At 71.2% G+C, this 16,404-nt stretch carries 14 protein-coding genes; 3 read left to right on the top strand and 11 right to left on the bottom strand.

Annotation, left to right across the window (positions count from 1 at the left end; all coding sequences use genetic code 11):
* Positions 1–594 precede the first annotated feature (594 nt).
* Positions 595–1,632, top strand: a complete 1,038-nt coding sequence (gene trpS / locus ACZ7NC_RS40310; RefSeq protein ID WP_471496358.1) for a tryptophan--tRNA ligase — start codon at positions 595–597, stop codon at positions 1,630–1,632.
* Positions 1,633–1,673: 41 nt separating this feature from the next.
* On the opposite strand, the gene proC is transcribed toward trpS, so the two are convergent.
* From proC to ACZ7NC_RS40280, 6 genes are all read right to left on the bottom strand, one after another.
* The gene (gene proC / locus ACZ7NC_RS40305; RefSeq protein ID WP_471496356.1) at positions 1,674–2,483 is read right to left on the bottom strand and encodes a pyrroline-5-carboxylate reductase; all 810 of its coding nucleotides are present in this window, start codon (positions 2,481–2,483) and stop codon (positions 1,674–1,676) included.
* 119 nt (positions 2,484–2,602) lie between these two features.
* Complete coding sequence (locus tag ACZ7NC_RS40300; RefSeq protein WP_471496354.1) at positions 2,603–3,391, bottom strand: ABC transporter permease; 789 nt, start codon at positions 3,389–3,391, stop codon at positions 2,603–2,605.
* Positions 3,388–4,188: an ABC transporter ATP-binding protein gene (locus ACZ7NC_RS40295; protein ID WP_471496352.1), complete on the bottom strand. Its 801-nt coding sequence runs from the start codon at positions 4,186–4,188 to the stop codon at positions 3,388–3,390. The genes ACZ7NC_RS40300 and ACZ7NC_RS40295 overlap by 4 nt, the downstream gene beginning before the upstream one ends.
* A 139-nt stretch (positions 4,189–4,327) precedes the next feature.
* Positions 4,328–5,107 carry a class I SAM-dependent methyltransferase gene (locus tag ACZ7NC_RS40290; RefSeq protein ID WP_471496350.1) on the bottom strand — a complete coding sequence of 260 codons (780 nt, stop codon included), beginning with the start codon at positions 5,105–5,107 and terminating at the stop codon, positions 4,328–4,330.
* Between the two features lie 203 nt (positions 5,108–5,310).
* Positions 5,311–5,814, bottom strand: coding sequence for an EamA/RhaT family transporter (locus ACZ7NC_RS40285; protein WP_471496348.1), 504 nt, complete (start codon positions 5,812–5,814; stop codon positions 5,311–5,313).
* Positions 5,815–5,869: 55 nt separating this feature from the next.
* Positions 5,870–6,214 carry an SH3 domain-containing protein gene (locus tag ACZ7NC_RS40280; protein WP_471496345.1) on the bottom strand — a complete coding sequence of 115 codons (345 nt, stop codon included), beginning with the start codon at positions 6,212–6,214 and terminating at the stop codon, positions 5,870–5,872.
* A 182-nt stretch (positions 6,215–6,396) separates the two neighbouring features.
* Between ACZ7NC_RS40280 and ACZ7NC_RS40275 the strand changes: the two genes are divergently transcribed.
* Positions 6,397–8,535 (top strand): serine/threonine-protein kinase, encoded by a 2,139-nt coding sequence (locus ACZ7NC_RS40275; RefSeq protein ID WP_471496343.1) that lies wholly within the window; start codon positions 6,397–6,399, stop codon positions 8,533–8,535.
* Positions 8,536–8,596: 61 nt separating this feature from the next.
* Here ACZ7NC_RS40275 and ilvD read toward each other — a convergent pair whose 3' ends face one another.
* The 4 genes from ilvD to ACZ7NC_RS40255 all read right to left on the bottom strand — a co-directional run bounded on the left by ilvD (position 8,597) and on the right by ACZ7NC_RS40255 (position 13,460).
* Positions 8,597–10,450, bottom strand: coding sequence for a dihydroxy-acid dehydratase (gene ilvD / locus ACZ7NC_RS40270; protein WP_471496341.1), 1,854 nt, complete (start codon positions 10,448–10,450; stop codon positions 8,597–8,599).
* A 124-nt stretch (positions 10,451–10,574) separates the two neighbouring features.
* On the bottom strand, positions 10,575–11,210 hold the full coding sequence (locus ACZ7NC_RS40265; protein ID WP_471496339.1) for a TetR/AcrR family transcriptional regulator: 636 nt from the start codon (positions 11,208–11,210) through the stop codon (positions 10,575–10,577).
* Entirely contained in the window at positions 11,207–12,031 is an 825-nt protein-coding gene (locus tag ACZ7NC_RS40260; protein WP_471496337.1) for a sugar phosphate isomerase/epimerase family protein, read from the bottom strand. The genes ACZ7NC_RS40265 and ACZ7NC_RS40260 overlap by 4 nt, the downstream gene beginning before the upstream one ends.
* A 496-nt stretch (positions 12,032–12,527) precedes the next feature.
* Positions 12,528–13,460, bottom strand: a complete 933-nt coding sequence (locus ACZ7NC_RS40255; protein ID WP_471496335.1) for a Ppx/GppA family phosphatase — start codon at positions 13,458–13,460, stop codon at positions 12,528–12,530.
* A 74-nt stretch (positions 13,461–13,534) separates the two neighbouring features.
* Here ACZ7NC_RS40255 and ACZ7NC_RS40250 point away from each other — a divergent pair, with 74 nt between their 5' ends.
* Positions 13,535–14,395 carry a DUF3109 family protein gene (locus tag ACZ7NC_RS40250; RefSeq protein WP_471496333.1) on the top strand — a complete coding sequence of 287 codons (861 nt, stop codon included), beginning with the start codon at positions 13,535–13,537 and terminating at the stop codon, positions 14,393–14,395.
* 36 nt (positions 14,396–14,431) lie between these two features.
* On the opposite strand, the gene ACZ7NC_RS40245 is transcribed toward ACZ7NC_RS40250, so the two are convergent.
* Positions 14,432–16,222, bottom strand: a complete 1,791-nt coding sequence (locus ACZ7NC_RS40245) for a BACON domain-containing protein (protein WP_471496331.1) — start codon at positions 16,220–16,222, stop codon at positions 14,432–14,434.
* Between the last annotated feature and the right edge of the window lie 182 nt (positions 16,223–16,404).

Here is a 16,404-nt window from a genome sequence, read left to right as displayed (position 1 = left end):
CGACTCTATCAGATCCTTTTCCGATCCGATTTCCTCGGTGCTTTCCAGGTTCCCGCTCTCGCGTTTCCCTTTCCGGCGGTTCCGACTTTATCAGACCCCTTCGGGCCTGACCCCCAGTCAGCGGGGCTTGTCCTCGCGGCCGTTGGGCCGTTCCGACGAGTGAGACTTTAGCGGATTCCTCGCTCCCGAGCTAATCGGGGGCTGCGTTCTCTCGAACGCGGATTCCTCATTCCGTAATTACGCATGCCAATGACACGACGGCAGACAGATCGACTGTCGTCGAATAGTGGTTGGTACTTGCGGAGTGGCTGTCCGGGGACCGACCGGGGTCGGCGCTCACGTCGGACAACTCGGAGAACAGTACGTATCGGCCTGGGGCGTGTCAACTTCACTCCGTGTGGCACCCCGGCGGCGTAGTCTTGGCCCCATGACGACGCGTACGTGCACCCAGCTGTGGTGGGCCGCCTGACGGCGGCCGTAGTCACGTATGCACTCAACGGCCGCCGCTTCGGCGGCCGTTCTCGTATCTCCCTCCAGAGCTCCTGAGGGTCGGCCGGCCGGGGACGGCGGTCTCGACCAGGAGGTGGAGAAGAGATGACGCGAGTCTTCAGCGGGGTCAAGCCGACCGGGCATCTGACGCTGGGGAACTACCTGGGGGCCATGCGGCGGTGGGTTGCCGTGGATCAACACCAGGCCGACGCCCTGTTCTGCATCGTCGATCTGCACGCGCTGACCGTGGACCACGATCCGGCGCGGGTGCGCAGGCTCAGTCGGCAGGCGGCGACGTTGTTGCTGGCGTCGGGGCTGGATCCGGAGCTGTGCACCGTCTTCGTACAGAGTCATGTGGATGAGCACGCGCGGCTGTCGTATGTGCTGGAGTGCGTGGCCACGGACGGCGAGATGCGGCGGATGATCCAGTACAAGGAGAAGGCCGCGCGGGAGCGGGAGCGCGGTGGGAGCGTGCGGCTGTCGCTGCTGACGTATCCCGTGCTGATGGCGGCGGACATCCTGGCGTACGGGACCGACGAGGTGCCGGTCGGGGACGATCAGACGCAGCATGTGGAGCTCGCTCGGGATCTCGCGGTGCGGTTCAACCAGCGGTACGGGCACACGTTCGTGGTGCCTCGGGCTACGCCCCCGCAGGTCGCGGCTCGGGTCATGAATCTGCAGGATCCGGCCTCGAAGATGGGCAAGAGCGATGACTCCGGGCCGGGGATCGTCTATCTGCTCGACGAGCCGGACGTGGTGCGGAAGAAGGTCATGCGGGCTGTGACCGACAGCGGGCGGGAGGTCGTGTACGACCGGGGCGCGCAGCCGGGGGTGGCGAATCTGCTGGAGATTCTCGCGGCCTGTACGGGTGGGAACCCGTCGGAGCTGAGCGGCGTTTATGAGTCGTACGGCGCTTTGAAGTCAGCCACCGCGGAGGCCGTGGTCGAGGTGCTCAGGCCCGTACAGGAGAGGCACCGGGAGCTGTGCGCGGATCCTGGCTATGTGGAGGGGGTGCTGCGGGATGGGGCGGAGCGGGCTCGGGCGATGGCGCGGCCGACCGTCGATGCCGCGTATCGGGCGATCGGACTGCTGCCGGCGGCGGCAAGTGCGCCGGCGACTGCTGATATCGGCGTGACTGCGTAGGGGTGGGCCGGGCCGCCCCCTGGGCAGGGGGCGGCCGGGCGTCACTTGGTGCCGGAGGCCAGCTCGCGGCTGCGGTCGCGGGCGGCTTCGAGGGCGGCGATGAGGGCGGCTCGGACGCCGTGGTTCTCGAGTTCGCGGATGGCGTTGATGGTGGTGCCGGCGGGGGACGTCACGTTCTCACGGAGCTTGACGGGGTGTTCGCCGCTGTCGCGGAGCATCGTCGCGGCGCCGATCGCGGACTGGACGATCAGGTCGTGCGCCTTGTCGCGGGGCAGGCCGAGGAGGATGCCGGCGTCGGTCATGGCTTCGACCAGGTAGAAGAAGTACGCCGGGCCGGAGCCGGAGAGGGCCGTGCAGGCGTCCTGCTGGGACTCGGGGACGCGGAGCGTCTTGCCCACGGCGCCGAAGATCTCCTCGGCATGGGCGAGGTCGGCTTCGCTGGCGTGGCTGCCGGCGGAGATGACGGACATGGCCTCGTCGACGAGGGCGGGGGTGTTCGTCATGACGCGGACGACCGGGGTGCCTGCGGTGAGGCGCTCCTCGAAGAAGGAGGTGGGGATGCCTGCGGCTCCGCTGATGACCAGGCGGTCGGTGGGGATGTGCGGAGCGAGCTCGTCGAGGAGGTTGCCCATGTCCTGCGGCTTGACCGTGAGGATCAGGGTGTCGGCGGTCTTGGCGGCTTCCGCGTTGGTGACCGGGGTGACTCCGTAGCGGGTGCGGAGTTCTTCGGCTCGTTCGGCGCGGCGGGCCGTCACCAGGAGGTCGGCCGGGGCCCAGCCGCCGCGGATCATTCCGCTGAGCAGGGCTTCGCCGATCTTGCCGGTGCCGAGGACTGCGACTTTCTGAGTCATGGCTGGGGTGCCCTCCGGGGGTTGCGTCGTCCGGGTTCATCCTCCCACCGGGGCCTCCTTTCGAGGTGGCGTGTCCGGTGGGCGGACGAGTGGGGCGCCGGGGCCGGACCCCGTGGCGGTCATGTCGTTCTGCGTCGCAGGGTCGCCGCCCCCAGGCCCAGGACCAGCAGGGCGCAGCCCGCCACGATCAGGGCGTCGCGGACGAAGTTGGCGGTCATGTCGGTGTGCTTGAGGACCTCGTTCATGCCGTCGACCGCATAGGACATGGGGAGGACGTTGGAGACGGCTTCGAGGGCGGGGTGCATGTTGTCGCGGGCGGTGAACAGGCCGCAGAGGAGGAGCTGGGGGAAGATCACGGCCGGCATGAACTGGACGGCCTGGAATTCGGAGGCCGCGAAGGCCGAGACGAAGAGACCGAGCGCGGTGCCGAGCAGCGCGTCGAGCAGGGCCACGAGCAGCAGCAGCCAGGGGCTGCCGGTGACGTCCAGGCCGAGGAACCAGAGGGCCAGTCCTGTCGCCAGGGCGGACTGGACGATCGCGAGGACGCCGAAGGCGAGGGCGTAGCCGGCGATCAGGTCGCCCTTGCCGAGGGGCATGGCCAGGAGGCGTTCGAGGGTGCCCGAGGTGCGTTCGCGCAGGGTGGCGATGGAGGTGACCAGGAACATCGTGATCAGCGGGAAGATCCCGAGGAGGGAGGCGCCGATGTTGTCGAAGGTGCGCGGGCTGCCGTCGAAGACATAGCGCAGCAGGAACAGCATCACGCAGGGGACGAGCAGCATCAGCGCGATGGTGCGCGGGTCGTGGAACAGCTGCCGCAGGACGCGGGCTGCGGTGGCGGTCGTGCGGGAGAGGTTCAGCGCGCCGGTGGGGGCGGGCCGGAGGGTGGTGGTCGGGCTCGTCGTGGTCATCGCGTGGTCTCCTTCGCGCGGGCGGCCGCGACCGCCTCGTCGCCCAGGTGCAGGAAGGCCGCCTCGACCGTCTCGGAGTCGGTACGGGTGCGCAGGGCGTCCGGGGTGTCGTCGGCGAGGATCTGGCCGTCGCGCATGAGGAGGAGGCGGTGGCAGCGCTCGGCCTCGTCCATGACGTGGGAGGAGATGAGGAGGGTGGCGCCGCGGGAGGCGGCGATGTCGTGGAAGAGGGTCCAGAGATCGCGGCGCAGGACCGGGTCCAGGCCGACGGTCGGCTCGTCCAGGACCAGGAGTTCGGGGGTGCCGAGGAGTGCGACGGCCAGGGAGACGCGGCTGCGCTGGCCGCCGGAGAGATTGCCGGCCAGCGAGTCGGCGTGGCTGGTGAGGTCGACGTCGGCGATGGCGCGGGTGACGTTCTCGTGGCGACGGTCGGCGGCGGCGTGGCCCGGGTCGAGGATCGCGGCGAAGTAGGCGAGGTTCTGGCGGATGGTCAGGTCGTCGTAGACGGAGGGGGCTTGGGTGACGTAGCCGATGCGGGTGCGCAGGGTGGGGTGGCCGGCGGGGCGGCCGAGGACGTCGAGGGTGCCGGTGACCTTGGCCTGGGTGCCGACGATCGACCGCATGAGAGTCGTCTTGCCGCAGCCGGACGGGCCGAGCAGGCCGGTGATCTGGCCACGCGGGACGGTGAAGTCGAGGTCACGGAGTACCTGGCGGGGGCCTCGGACGACGTTCAGGGCCTCGGCTCGGACGGCGGGGGTGTCGGGAGGCTCGGAGCGGGCGGTCGAGTAATTCATCATGCGATGAATAATCCTCCGGTCGCGCTACGCCGTCAAGCGGTCGCCGGGTTCACGCCCGGGACATGGCTCGCCCGCCCTCGCCGGCTGGGGGCGAGGGCGGGCGGCTGTTGGTGACCGGGGTCGGGCGGAGTGAGGGGTGTCAGGAGGTGGTGGCCGCTACCGCTACGAGGAGGTCCACGTCATAGGTCTCTTCGACGATTCCGTCCGGGAAGGCGTCGAGGAGGTGCTGCTTCTCCTCGGCGAGGAAGGCGGTGCTCGCCTCCGTGCCGTGGACCAGGAAGATCGAGTGGCTGCCGATGTTGGCCAGGTGCGTGTCGATGGGGACGCGGCGGCTCCAGCGGACCTTGCGGCGGGTGAAGTCGAGGGTGCCGGTGGGGTCGGTGAGGGCGGCTTGGGCGCCGCTGCCGTTCTGTTCGACGACGGGGTGGGCGCCGAAGCGGCCGTCGATGCGGTCCGCCTGGGCGACGTGCCACGGGATGTCGAGCGGGGTGGTGTTCCACCACAGGGCCAGCGCACCGCCGGGACGCAGCACGCGGAGGGCCTCCGGCACCGAGTGGGCGGGGTCGGTCCAGTGCCACGCCTGGGCGTAGGTGATGAAGTCGGCGGAGGCGGTGGCCAGGGGGAGGACGTCGCCGTTGCCACGGACAATCGGTATGTCGGGGTGGGCACTGCGGAACTGGGCCGCCATGCCCTCACCGGGCTCCACGGCCAGTACGTCGGCGCCGCGTCCGCGCAACAAGGCGGTGGCTATGCCCGTGCCCGCGCCGACGTCGACGACGCGGGAGCCGGTGAGGGGGCGGCCGGCGAGTTCCTCGATCGCGTCGAAGAGGGCGGGCGGGTAGGAGGGGCGGTTCGCGGCGTACTGGGCTGCGGCGGCGTTGAAGGAGCGCGCGCGGTCGGAGTGGGAAGGGGCGGTCATACGGCCATGGTGGCCCTGACCGGTGGGGTGTGCACCGAGTTTGGCGGGAGGTTGGCCGGGTGGTGGCGTCGCTGGCGTGGGGGTGGGGTTCGAGTGGGGTGGCGGGTGGGGTTCGTCTGTAATCGAGGGGTGGAGTCTGGCCGTAGCCAAGCTTTGGGCTCGGTCGTGACCAGGGGGCAAGGCGCAGGTGCGGGTGGGACCGGCTACGTGCGGCGTCGCTTCTTCGAAGGGTTGCCCGTGCGGCGGGTTGTGCGGGTCTCGTGTTGGTTGCGGGCCTGGTCGTATTCCTCGCGGTGGAGTTTCTCGCCGGGGGCCTCGGTGAGGGAGCGGAAGAAGTAGGCGAGGAGTGAGCCGACGAAGCCGATGGTCAGCAGGCCGCGGAGGGAGGCCTGGCGGTGCGGGTCGGGGCGTTTGGTGAAGCCGTCCCAGGTGTGGCGGAAGGCGAGCGCGCTGCACACGGCGAACATCACGACGATCAGGGTGGTGACGAAGCTGCCGATGGCGGCGATCTGGATGCCCTGATAGGCGAAGCGCAGGACCAGGCAGGAGGCTGCCGCGGTGGCGAGGGATCCGGCGGACACGGCGATGCGGCGGGCGGTGTAGCCGTGGTCGTGGTCGACCCAGGTCGTGCCGAAGAAGCGCAGGGGTTCGGGGCGGGGGCCCGTGGAGCCCGCGGGGGTGGCCGGGGTGCCGTTCTTCTCGCTCACTCGTCGATTATGGCTCCGGCTTGGCCGCGGGCTCCCTGGCGGGCTCCCTATGGGCTCAGGAGCAGCGCGGACGGACGTAGCCGTCGCTGCCCGTGTTCACATAGGCGTCCGCGACGTACTCGCCGTCGTCGATGTTGTCCCAGATGTTGGACGTGCCGTACGGCCCGCTCACGGACGTGCCCGGCGTCTGGCAGAAGATCGGCACCCTGGCGCCCTCGGGCAGGACGCGGACGATGGAGTACTGGGTGCCGGGGCCCCGGCGCACGTTCAGACGGACGCCCGGGGCGACCTCGTAATAGCGGATCGCCGTGGCCGTAGCCGCCAAGGTCGTGACGGCCTCTGCCTCCACGCCCCCGGCCTCGTCGGCTCTCTCGACCTCTTCAACTCGGTCTGCGGACATGATCGAACCTCCCCCGTTGATCCCCATGACTGCCATGGGGTCCCGTTGATTCCCCTAAATCACGCCACACACACATGTGCGCGTTGGGAACACGGAGGCTAGCAAGCCGCCTCTGTCTCGTACGAGTCATCGACTAGGCTCCGTGCGTCGCGCGCGCGGACGAACAGCACGGGGGTGGTTCCATGGCGCCACAGCAGAACGCCGGAGCGGGCGCGGAAGCGGAACTTCCCGAGTACGCCGGTCACTACCGCCTGGAGTCACGTCTGGGCTCCGGCGGCATGGGCGTCGTCCATCTGGCCCGCAGCACCTCGGGCATGCAGCTCGCGGTGAAGGTCGTACATGCCGAGTTCGCCAGGGACCCCGAGTTCAGGGGGCGGTTCCGGCAGGAGGTGGGGGCGGCGCGCCGGGTCAGCGGGGCCTTCACCGCGCCCGTCGTGGACGCCGATCCGGAGGCCGAACGGCCCTGGATGGCCACGCTGTTCATACCCGGCCCGACCCTCTCCGACCAGGTGAAGCGGAATGGCCCGATGGACCCGGCGCAGCTCCGCCGGCTGATGGCCGGGCTGGCCGAGGCGCTGCGCGACATACACCGGGTCGGCGTCGTGCACCGGGATCTGAAGCCGAGCAATGTGCTGCTCGCCGACGACGGCCCGAAGGTCATCGACTTCGGCATATCTCGGCCAAAGGACAGTGAACTACGGACCGAGACGGGGAAGTTGATCGGTACGCCGCCCTTCATGGCACCGGAGCAGTTCCGGCGCCCGCGGGAGGTCGGGCCGGCCGCCGACATCTTCGCGCTCGGGTCCGTACTGGTGCACGCGGCGACGGGACGGGGGCCGTTCGACTCGGACAGTCCGTACGTCGTCGCCTATCAGGTCGTCCATGACGAGCCGGATCTGACCGGCCTGCCGGCCAATCTCGCGCCGCTCGTGCTGCGGTGTCTCGCCAAGGAGCCCGAGGGCCGGCCCACGCCCGACGAGTTGATGCGGGAACTGCGGTCGGTGGCGGCGTCGTACGACACACAGGCGTTCATTCCGGCGCAGCGGGCGGGTGAGAAGCAGTCCGAGCCGGAATCGGAGCCCGAGCCACGCGTCGACGAGGAGCACGGGAAGGCCGAGCGGTCCGAACGGCCCGAACGGCCCGAACGGCCTTCCAGGAGACGCAGAGCGCTGCTCCTGGGGACCGCGGCCGTCGCAGTCGCCGCGCTTGTCGCGCTGGCCTCGGTGCGGCCTCTCGGCGGTGGGGATCCGGCGCCGCGGCAGGAGAGCTCGCGGACCGCGTCGGCCGGTTTCGGCGGGTGGGCGGTGGCACCGGCGCCCAAGAAGGGCGTGCCCCAGTGTTCCTACGGGGCGGGGAAGGTGCTGTGCGCGCAGACCGGGCTCGTCTACGCGCTGGACCCGCTGGACGGCAGGCTGCTGTGGCGGCACCCCGTAGACACGCCCCACGTGGGCGGACCGCCGTTCCTGGCGGGCGGCCTCGTGCACCCGTCGGCGGAGCCCGGCGGTCGGCTGGAGGCGCTCGACCCCGCGACGGGCAAGGCGCGTTGGCAGCGGAACATGCCCTCTTCCGGCGCGTCCTCGGCCGCCGGCGGCATGCTGCTGCTCACCGGCGCCGACGGCACGGTCACCGGCGTGGACGGGGCATCCGGCGACACGAAGTGGAGCCGGACGGTGCCGGGCCACAAGGAGCCGTACTTCGTCTCGTTCGCCGGAGATCCGCTGGCGTACGCGGCGCGCACGTCCGACGACGGGTCGAGCACGCGGATCACTGCGCTGGACCCGGCCACGGGTGACATGCGCTGGGACGCGCGGCTGAAGGGGGCGCTGGAGCTCGTCGGCACCTCGGACGGGTCGGTCTTCCTGGTCTCCGTGGACGGGATCTACAGCGACACCAGGGCCGTGATCCGCTACTCCCCCGCCGACCGGACCTCGCAACGCGTGCCGCTACCCCTGCCGGTCACGCAGGCGCACGGCACCGTGCTCGGCAACGTCGTGTATCTCGTGGGTGACGGCGGCTCGCTGGTCGCCGTCGACATGGCGGCGCGCGAGCAGCTCTGGAGCCTGCCGACGTCGGTGCTCCGTACGTCGTCGCCGGTCACCGACGGCCGCCATGTGTACGTCAGCGCCCCCGACGGCCGGCTTCTGGCCGTGGATGCCCGCAGTGGCCGGCTCCTGGGCGAGACTCCGGTCCGGCTCGGCACGGACCCCGACAAGCTCTCGCCCGATCTGCCGGAGCCGTTGCTCGTCGACGGCCGTGTCTACGCGAGCGCGCCCGACGGCACCGTTTTCGCCGTCGACGGCCGGGCCCCCGCCGCCTGGTGACGCTGTACACGCGACAGGGCCGCCCCCGCACCGGCGGGAGGCGGCCCCGTGCCGCGAAACCTCAGCCCAGCTTGCTCACGTCCCGCACCGCGCCCTTGTCCGCGCTGGTCGCCATCGCCGCGTAGGCGCGCAGGGCGGCCGACACCTTGCGGTCGCGGTTCTTCGGGGCGTACGCCCCGTCCAGCGCCTGCTCGCGGCGCGCCAGCTCGGCGTCGTCGACCAGGAGCTCGATCGAGCGGTTCGGGATGTCGATGCGGATACGGTCGCCGTCCTCGACGAGGGCGATCGTGCCACCGGACGCGGCCTCCGGGGAGGCGTGGCCGATGGACAGGCCCGAGGTGCCGCCGGAGAAGCGGCCGTCGGTGATCAGGGCGCAGGTCTTGCCGAGGCCACGGCCCTTGAGGAAGGACGTCGGGTAGAGCATCTCCTGCATGCCGGGGCCGCCCTTGGGGCCCTCGTAGCGGATGACGACGACATCGCCGTCCGTCACCTGCTTGTTGAGGATCTTCTCGACGGCCTCTTCCTGCGACTCGCAGACGACCGCCGGGCCCTCGAAGGTCCAGATGGACTCGTCGACGCCCGCCGTCTTCACGACACAGCCGTCGACGGCGAGGTTGCCCTTGAGGACGGCCAGGCCGCCGTCCTTGGAGTACGCGTGCTCGACGCTGCGGATGCAGCCGCCCTCGGCGTCCTCGTCGAGCGCCGCCCAGCGCTCGGACTGCGAGAAGGCCTCCGCCGACCTGACGCATCCCGGGGCGGCGTGCCACAGCTCGACCGCCTGGGGCGAGGGGGATCCGCCGCGCACGTCCCAGGTCTTCAGCCAGTCCGACAGGGACGGGCTGTGGACGGCGTGCACGTCCTCGTTGAGCAGTCCGCCGCGGTGCAGCTCGCCCAGCAGCGCGGGGATGCCGCCGGCGCGGTGCACGTCCTCCATGTAGTACGTGCGGTCCTTGGCGACGTTCGGAGCGACCTTGGCCAGGCACGGCACGCGGCGGCTGACCTCGTTGATCTGCTCCAGTCCGAACGGGACGCCGGCCTCCTGGGCGGCGGCCAGCAGGTGCAGGATCGTGTTGGTGGAGCCGCCCATGGCGATGTCGAGGGCCATGGCGTTCTCGAAGGCGGCGAAGGTGGCGACGCTCCGCGGCAGGACCGTCTCGTCGTCCTGCTCGTAGTAGCGGCGGGTGATGTCCATCACCGTACGGGCCGCGTCCTCGTACAGGCCCTTGCGGGCGGTGTGCGTGGCGAGGACCGAGCCGTTGCCGGGCAGGGACAGGCCGATGGCCTCGGTCAGGCAGTTCATCGAGTTGGCGGTGAACATGCCGGAGCAGGAGCCGCAGGTCGGACAGGCGTTCTCCTCGATACGGAGGATGTCCTCGTCCGAGATCTTGTCGTTCACGGCGTCGGAGATCGCGTCGACCAGGTCGAGCGTGCGGACCGTGCCGTCGACGAGCGTGGCGCGGCCGGACTCCATGGGGCCGCCGGAGACGAAGACCGTGGGGATGTTCAGCCGCAGGGCGGCGTTCAGCATGCCCGGGGTGATCTTGTCGCAGTTGGAGATGCAGATCAGGGCGTCGGCGCAGTGGGCCTCGACCATGTACTCCACGCTGTCCGCGATGAGGTCACGGGACGGCAGGGAGTAGAGCATCCCGCCGTGGCCCATCGCGATGCCGTCGTCGACGGCGATCGTGTTGAACTCGCGCGGGATGCCGCCGGCCTCCCGGATCGCCTCGCTGACGATCCGGCCGACGGGCTGGAGGTGGGTGTGACCGGGCACGAACTCGGTGAAGGAGTTCGCCACCGCGATGATCGGCTTCCGGCCGATGTCCGCACCGGGTACACCGGAGGCGCGCATAAGGGCGCGGGCGCCCGCCATGTTGCGGCCGTGGGTGACTGTGCGGGACCTCAGCTCGGGCATCGTCGCTCGCTCCTTCAGGGACTGCAGAGACTGCGATCAGAGACTTCTGACTGCTATTGAGCGTACGCCGGTCATCCAGAGGGCGGGACGAGGTGTCCGCAATCCGGGACGAACATCTCGCGCATCAGCTGTCGGAAGGTCCTCGCCCGGTCAGATGCCCCTGCACCACGGGCGCCACGCGCGCGATGATCTGCTCCACGTCCGCCGAGGCGAGCGGCTCGATCTTGATGACGTACCGCAGCATCGCGATGCCCACCAGCTGCGAGGCCGCGAGCTCGGCGCGCAGTTCCGCGTCCGGGGCGTCGATCTCGCCGGCGATGCGCCGCAGCAGCTGTGCGGAGACGAGCCGGCGGAAGACGGAGGCGGCGGCCTCGTTGTTGACCGCGGACCGGACGATGGCGAGCAGCGGCTTGCGGGACACGGGGTTCTCCCAGAGCCCGAAGATGAGCCGGGTCATACGCTCACCGACATCCTCGACGGGCCCTTCCAGCACCACGTCCCGCACCTTCAGGGCGGGCGCGAAGGCGACCTCCACCGCCGCCTCGAAGACCTGCTCCTTGGTGCCGAAGTAGTGATGCACCAGGGCGGAGTCCACCCCGGCCGCCTTGGCGATGCCGCGCACTGACGTCTTCTCGTATCCCCGCTCGGAGAACTCCTCGCGGGCCGCGTTCAGAATGCGGTCGCGGGTGTCGGCGGCTTCGGTACGAGGGGGCCGGCCGCGGCGTCGGGAGCTCACCCCGCCCGAGGTGGTGTCGCTCACCGCCGGGGCACCTTCACCGCCGAGGCCAGATGCAGCCGCGTGAAGGCGAGGGCCTCGGCGAGGTCGGCCTCGCGTTCGGCGCCGGACATCGCGCGGCGGGTGTTGACCTCGATGACGACGTGACCGTCGAAGCCGCTCAGCGCGAGACGCTCCAGCACCTCGGCGCAGGGCTGGGTGCCGCGCCCCGGCACGAGATGCTCGTCCTTCGCCGACCCCCGCCCGTCCGCGAGGTGAACATGCCCGAGCCGGTCCCCCATCCGATCGATCATCTGGACCGCATCCGTCCGCGCGGTCGCCGTATGGCTGAGGTCGATCGTGAAATGGCGGTAGTCGTCCTTCGTCACATCCCAGTCGGGGGCGTAGGCGAGCATCTCGCGGTCGCGGTAGCGCCAGGGGTACATGTTCTCGACGGCGAACCGCACATCCGTCTCGTTCGCCATCCGCCAGATGCCCTCGACGAAGTCCCGGGCGTACTGGCGCTGCCAGCGGAACGGCGGGTGCACGACGACGGTGGAGGCCCCGAGCTTCTCGGCGGCGGCCTGGGCGCGCTGCAGCTTGGTCCAGGGATCGGTGGACCACACCCGCTGTGTGATCAGCAGACAGGGGGCGTGGATGGCGAGGATCGGGATCCGGTGATAGTCGCTGAGCCTGCGCAGCGCCTCCATGTCCTGGCTGACGGGGTCGGTCCACACCATGACCTCGACACCGTCGTACCCGAGGCGCGCGGCGATCTCGAAGGCCGTCGCCGTCGACTCCGGATAGACCGAGGCCGTCGACAGGGCGACCTTCGCATCCGGGATGCGCACCACTGGTTCTGCCACGAGGGACAGAGTACGGGGCGCCATGGAACGCCGGGGAACCGACGACCACACGCCGCCCGGAAGCCACCACAACCAGCCACGGGTCGCCTGCGGCAGCAGCGCCGGTCCACCAGGCACCGTGGCTAGGACGTCCCCGGCGCCGATGCGGGCCACGCTGGGGACCTGCGGCCCCCAGACCCCCGCATCGGCCCTGAAGGGGCCTCGTCCTCAAACGCCGGACGGGCTGGGAGTGCCTGGACCGGCGTCGAGAAGCTCCCCCAGCAACTGTCTGCGCGCAGCCCCCACCGGCCGGCAGCCGCGTACGGCGGCAAGGGGACGTGCCGGGGGGTGTCCGCCCGCAGCGGCGGGCGTCAACGAACAGCACCTCTCTGCCCGACGGCAACCGCCCGACCGAGGACGGACACCCCCCGGCACGGCCCCGACCCCCAACACACCCGCAGGCGCTACCCGCACCCCCACCGAACCCGCACAGGCCGCCGCAGGCACCCCGCACCCGTCACTCCGCCCCCAGCTGATCCAGCTTCCGCAAGATCACACCCTCCCGCAACGCCCAAGGACAAACCTCCAGCGTCTCCACCCCGAACAGATCCATCGCCCCCTCAGCCACCAGCGCCCCCGCCAGCAACTGCCTCGCGCGCCCCTCCGAGACCCCCGGCAGCTCCGCCCGCTGCTCCACCGTCATCCCGGCCAGCCGCGGCACCCACGCCTCCAGGGACTCCCGCTTCAGCTCGCGCTGCGTGTACAACCCCTCCGCCGAGCGCGCCGCACCGGCGATCCGGGCCAGCTGCTTGAAGGTCTTGGACGTGGCGACCACGTGTTCGGGCGCACCGAAGCGGCTGAATTCGCCCACCGTACGTGCGATCTGGGCCCGCACATGCCGCCGCAGCGCCCGTATGTCCTCCGCCTCCGGCGGATCCCCCGGCAACCACCCCGCGGTCAGCCGCCCCGCCCCCAGCGGCAGCGACACCGCCGCGTCCGGCTCCTCGTCGATGCCGTACGCGATCTCCAGGGACCCGCCCCCGATGTCCAGCACCAGCAGCTTCCCGGCCGACCACCCGAACCACCGCCGAGCCGCGAGAAAGGTCAGCCGAGCCTCTTCCGCACCGGTGAGAACCTGCAATTCGACCCCGGTCTCGCCCTCCACGCGCGCGAGAACGTCATCGGCGTTGGTCGCCTCCCGCACCGCGGACGTCGCGAACGGCAGCACTTCCTCGACACCCTTGTCCTCGGCGGCCTGCAGCGCCTCGTGCACGACGCCGATCAGCCTGTCGACGCCGTCGGGATCGATGGCCCCGCTGCTGTCGAGGAGTTGCGCAAGACGCAGCTCCGCCTTGTGCGAGTGTGCGGGCAACGGCCGCGCGCCAGGGTGTGCATCCACCACCAGCAGATGCACCGTGTTGGATCCCACGTCCAGGACACCGAGTCTCATGTACGGAACGCTACTGCCACCTGGGCGATCCTCCGTCCTCGAAGTCGCAGGTACGGACGCCGTACCCTGGACCCGTGCCAAAGACGAAAAAGGCGAAGGACGACAAGACGGCCAAACCCGGCAAGGGTTCTTCGCCGGCGAAGGCAGCCGTGAAGTCGAAGAAGCCCAAGCAGGGCTCCCAGGAGCCGGACGAGAAGGGCCTCGACTTCGCGCGCGCATGGGTGGAGTTCCCTGATCCGGCGGACGACGAGCAGGTCTTCCGCTGTGATCTGACATGGCTGACCTCCCGTTGGAACTGCATCTTCGGCAGCGGCTGCCAGGGCATCCAGGCGGGCCGCGCGGACGACGGCTGCTGCACGCTGGGCGCGCACTTCTCGGACGAGGACGACGAGAAGCGGGTCGCCGAGCATGTGGCGAGGCTCACGCCGGAGATCTGGCAGCACCACGGCGAGGGCACGGCGCACGGCTGGATCTCGGAGGACGAGGACGGCGACCGCCAGACCCGTCCCTTCCAGGGCTCGTGCATCTTCCAGAACCGCCCCGGTTTCCCGGGCGGCGCGGGCTGCTCGCTGCACATCCTGGCCCTGAAGGAGGGCCGCGAGCCGCTGGAGACCAAGCCGGACGTCTGCTGGCAGCTGCCGGTCCGGCGGACGTACGACTGGATCGACCGGCCCGACGACACCCGTGTGCTCCAGGTGTCGATCGGCGAGTACGACCGCCGCGGCTGGGGTCCGGGCGGCCACGACCTGCACTGGTGGTGCACGTCGGCGACCTCGGCGCACGGCGCGGGCGACCCGGTGTACGTGTCCTACCGGGCGGAGCTGACGGAACTGATGGGCAAGGCGGGCTACGACCGCCTGGTCGAGCTGTGCGAGGAGCGACTGGCGTCGCAGCTCCCGCTGCTGGCACCGCATCCGGCGGATCCCGTCGGATAGGCGGGCCCGCGGCGGCAGGCCCACGGGCCCCACGCGCTACGACCCCGCCGGGCTCGGCTCCCCGCTCCCACCGGGCGGCGGCGTCGAGCTCACCGGGTCCGACGGCCCCGACGGCCCCGACTGCGACGGTTCGGGCGACGAGGGCGGCGGATCGCTGGGCGTGGGGTCACCGGGCGTGGGATCGGACGGAGCCGGGCTCGTCGGCGTGGGGTCCGGCCCGGACGACGAGGGCGGCGGGTCGCTGGGCGTCCCGGGGTCGGTCGGATCGCTGGGATGGGGATCAGGACCTGGTCCGGGGCCGTGTCCGTGCCCCGGGTCGGAGGGGCTGGGGGCCGTGCCGTAGCCCTCGATGGAGACGATGGCGTTGGCCGGTGAGATCGCCACCCGCGCGCTCCAGTGCCCGGACGGCTCGCGCAGCTGATCGACGTACACCTTGATCGTCAACGACTCGCCGGGCGCTAGCGTTCCCGCCGACTGGCTCAGATAGAGCCAGTGCGCTCCGGTGCTCGCCGACCACCGCACCGGCCCCCGCCCCGTCGCCGTGAGCGTGACGAGGGTGGTGTCGCCGCTGTTCTCGGCCACCACCTCCAACTGTCCGGCGGCCGACCCGCGCACGCCGCTGACGCTGACGACCTCGACGAGGACGTCCTGGTCCTGCCGCTCGCCGAAGTGGCCGCCGCCGGGCCTGGTGCTGGCGTTGCCCGCGTTCTCGTAGCCGCCGTCCGCGGACTCCCCGTCGAGCGCGCCGGGGCCGTGCGCCTCGCTCGCGCTGGCGGTGACGCCGTCGACGCCGTCGCCGGTCGGGGTGCCCCGGTAGGCGGCCCACAGGGCGAGGACCGGGGCGGCGACGACGGTGGCGACGACGGTGGTCGTGACGGCACGCGCGCGTAGCCGGTCCCTGCGGGCGGCGCGATCCTTCGGGTCCATCGGAAAGCCGCGCCGGTCGAAGCGCGGCACGGCGGTGCCCTTCGCGCGCGGGTGCGCGAGGGCCATGTGCAGGGCCGCGCGGGGCGCCTGGAGGACGGGCAGTTCGGCGGGGGTGACGGCCGCGCCGGGCCACCGGCCGGGGATCGCGCGCTCGGCGGTGCGCCGGCAGCGCGGGCAGTCGTCGACGTGCCGGACGAGTTCGCGGCGCAGGGCCGTGCCGAGCACCACCTGGTTGTCGCCGGTCAGCCGGGCGACGCTCGGACAGGCGCCGGTCTCGACGACGGCGAGGGCCGCGCGGGTGCGCTCGACCTCGCAGGCGGCGGAGGCGAGCAGTTCGCGGGCGGCGGCCAGGTCCATGCCGAGGACGGCGGCGACCTCATGGGCGGCGAGGTGGTGGCGTACGGCGAGTTCGAGGGCCTCGCGCTGCTCCGGGGTGGTGCCGGCGGCCTCCGGCCAGGCGAGCAGGGCGAGTTCGCGGCGCCGCTCCTCCTGAGCCTCCTCGGAGACGGGTGGCCCCGCGGCCCGCTCTCCCGTCGGCCGATGCGCGCCGTGCCGGCCCGCCGCATGGCTGCTCTGACGTTTCTGCTTGGCCTCGGCCAGCTTGCGCAGACACGCCCAGCGGGCCAGCGCGTACAGCCAGGGCCGGCGGTCCGCGGCGGCCTGAGGCACCCGCTGTCCGCGGCGCTCGGCGAGCGCGAGGACGTCGCCGAGGGCGGCGGTCGCGGCATCGTGGTCGCACAGGACGGACAGGCAGTAGGTGAACAGCCCGTCCAGATAAGGCTCGTAGCGCGCGGGCGGCCGCTGCGCCAACGTACGCGCCGCCGCACGATCACGCGCCTCCCGGTGCGCCCGATGCGCGCCGGCGGTGCGGGTCGAGGTCTCCGGAGTGCTGCTCATCATTGGTGGACCGTAGGCGGCTCGGGGTGGCCCCTTCCGCCCGCTTGAGCAGTTTTAATCCATACGGGTGAAACGATCCCTCAATAGGGTACAGGAGCGCGGGATTCCGTGGCTTGTGCATGACGAGTGGGCTCCGCGGGCACCCCGAAGCCGCGGCTCCGCGGGCGGCCCGAAAGTGCGCCGCG

This window comes from Streptomyces sp. NPDC111802, assembly GCF_055634335.1.
Note: the sequence above shows the minus strand (reverse complement) of the source record. Positions and strands in the feature narration are given on the sequence as shown.

Bases quoted from the DNA above. Each gene is read 5' to 3' on its own strand.
- proC (WP_471496356.1), bottom strand. From the start codon at position 2,483: ATGACTCAGAAAGTCGCAGTCCTCGGCACCGGCAAGATCGGCGAAGCC.
- ilvD (WP_471496341.1), bottom strand. From the start codon at position 10,450: ATGCCCGAGCTGAGGTCCCGCACAGTCACCCACGGCCGCAACATGGCG.
- ACZ7NC_RS40295 (WP_471496352.1), bottom strand. From the start codon at position 4,188: ATGATGAATTACTCGACCGCCCGCTCCGAGCCTCCCGACACCCCCGCC.
- ACZ7NC_RS40275 (WP_471496343.1), top strand. From the start codon at position 6,397: ATGGCGCCACAGCAGAACGCCGGAGCGGGCGCGGAAGCGGAACTTCCC.
- ACZ7NC_RS40255 (WP_471496335.1), bottom strand. From the start codon at position 13,460: ATGAGACTCGGTGTCCTGGACGTGGGATCCAACACGGTGCATCTGCTG.
- ACZ7NC_RS40280 (WP_471496345.1), bottom strand. From the start codon at position 6,214: ATGTCCGCAGACCGAGTTGAAGAGGTCGAGAGAGCCGACGAGGCCGGG.
- trpS (WP_471496358.1), top strand. From the start codon at position 595: ATGACGCGAGTCTTCAGCGGGGTCAAGCCGACCGGGCATCTGACGCTG.
- ACZ7NC_RS40245 (WP_471496331.1), bottom strand. From the start codon at position 16,222: ATGATGAGCAGCACTCCGGAGACCTCGACCCGCACCGCCGGCGCGCAT.
- ACZ7NC_RS40300 (WP_471496354.1), bottom strand. From the start codon at position 3,391: ATGACCACGACGAGCCCGACCACCACCCTCCGGCCCGCCCCCACCGGC.
- ACZ7NC_RS40290 (WP_471496350.1), bottom strand. From the start codon at position 5,107: ATGACCGCCCCTTCCCACTCCGACCGCGCGCGCTCCTTCAACGCCGCC.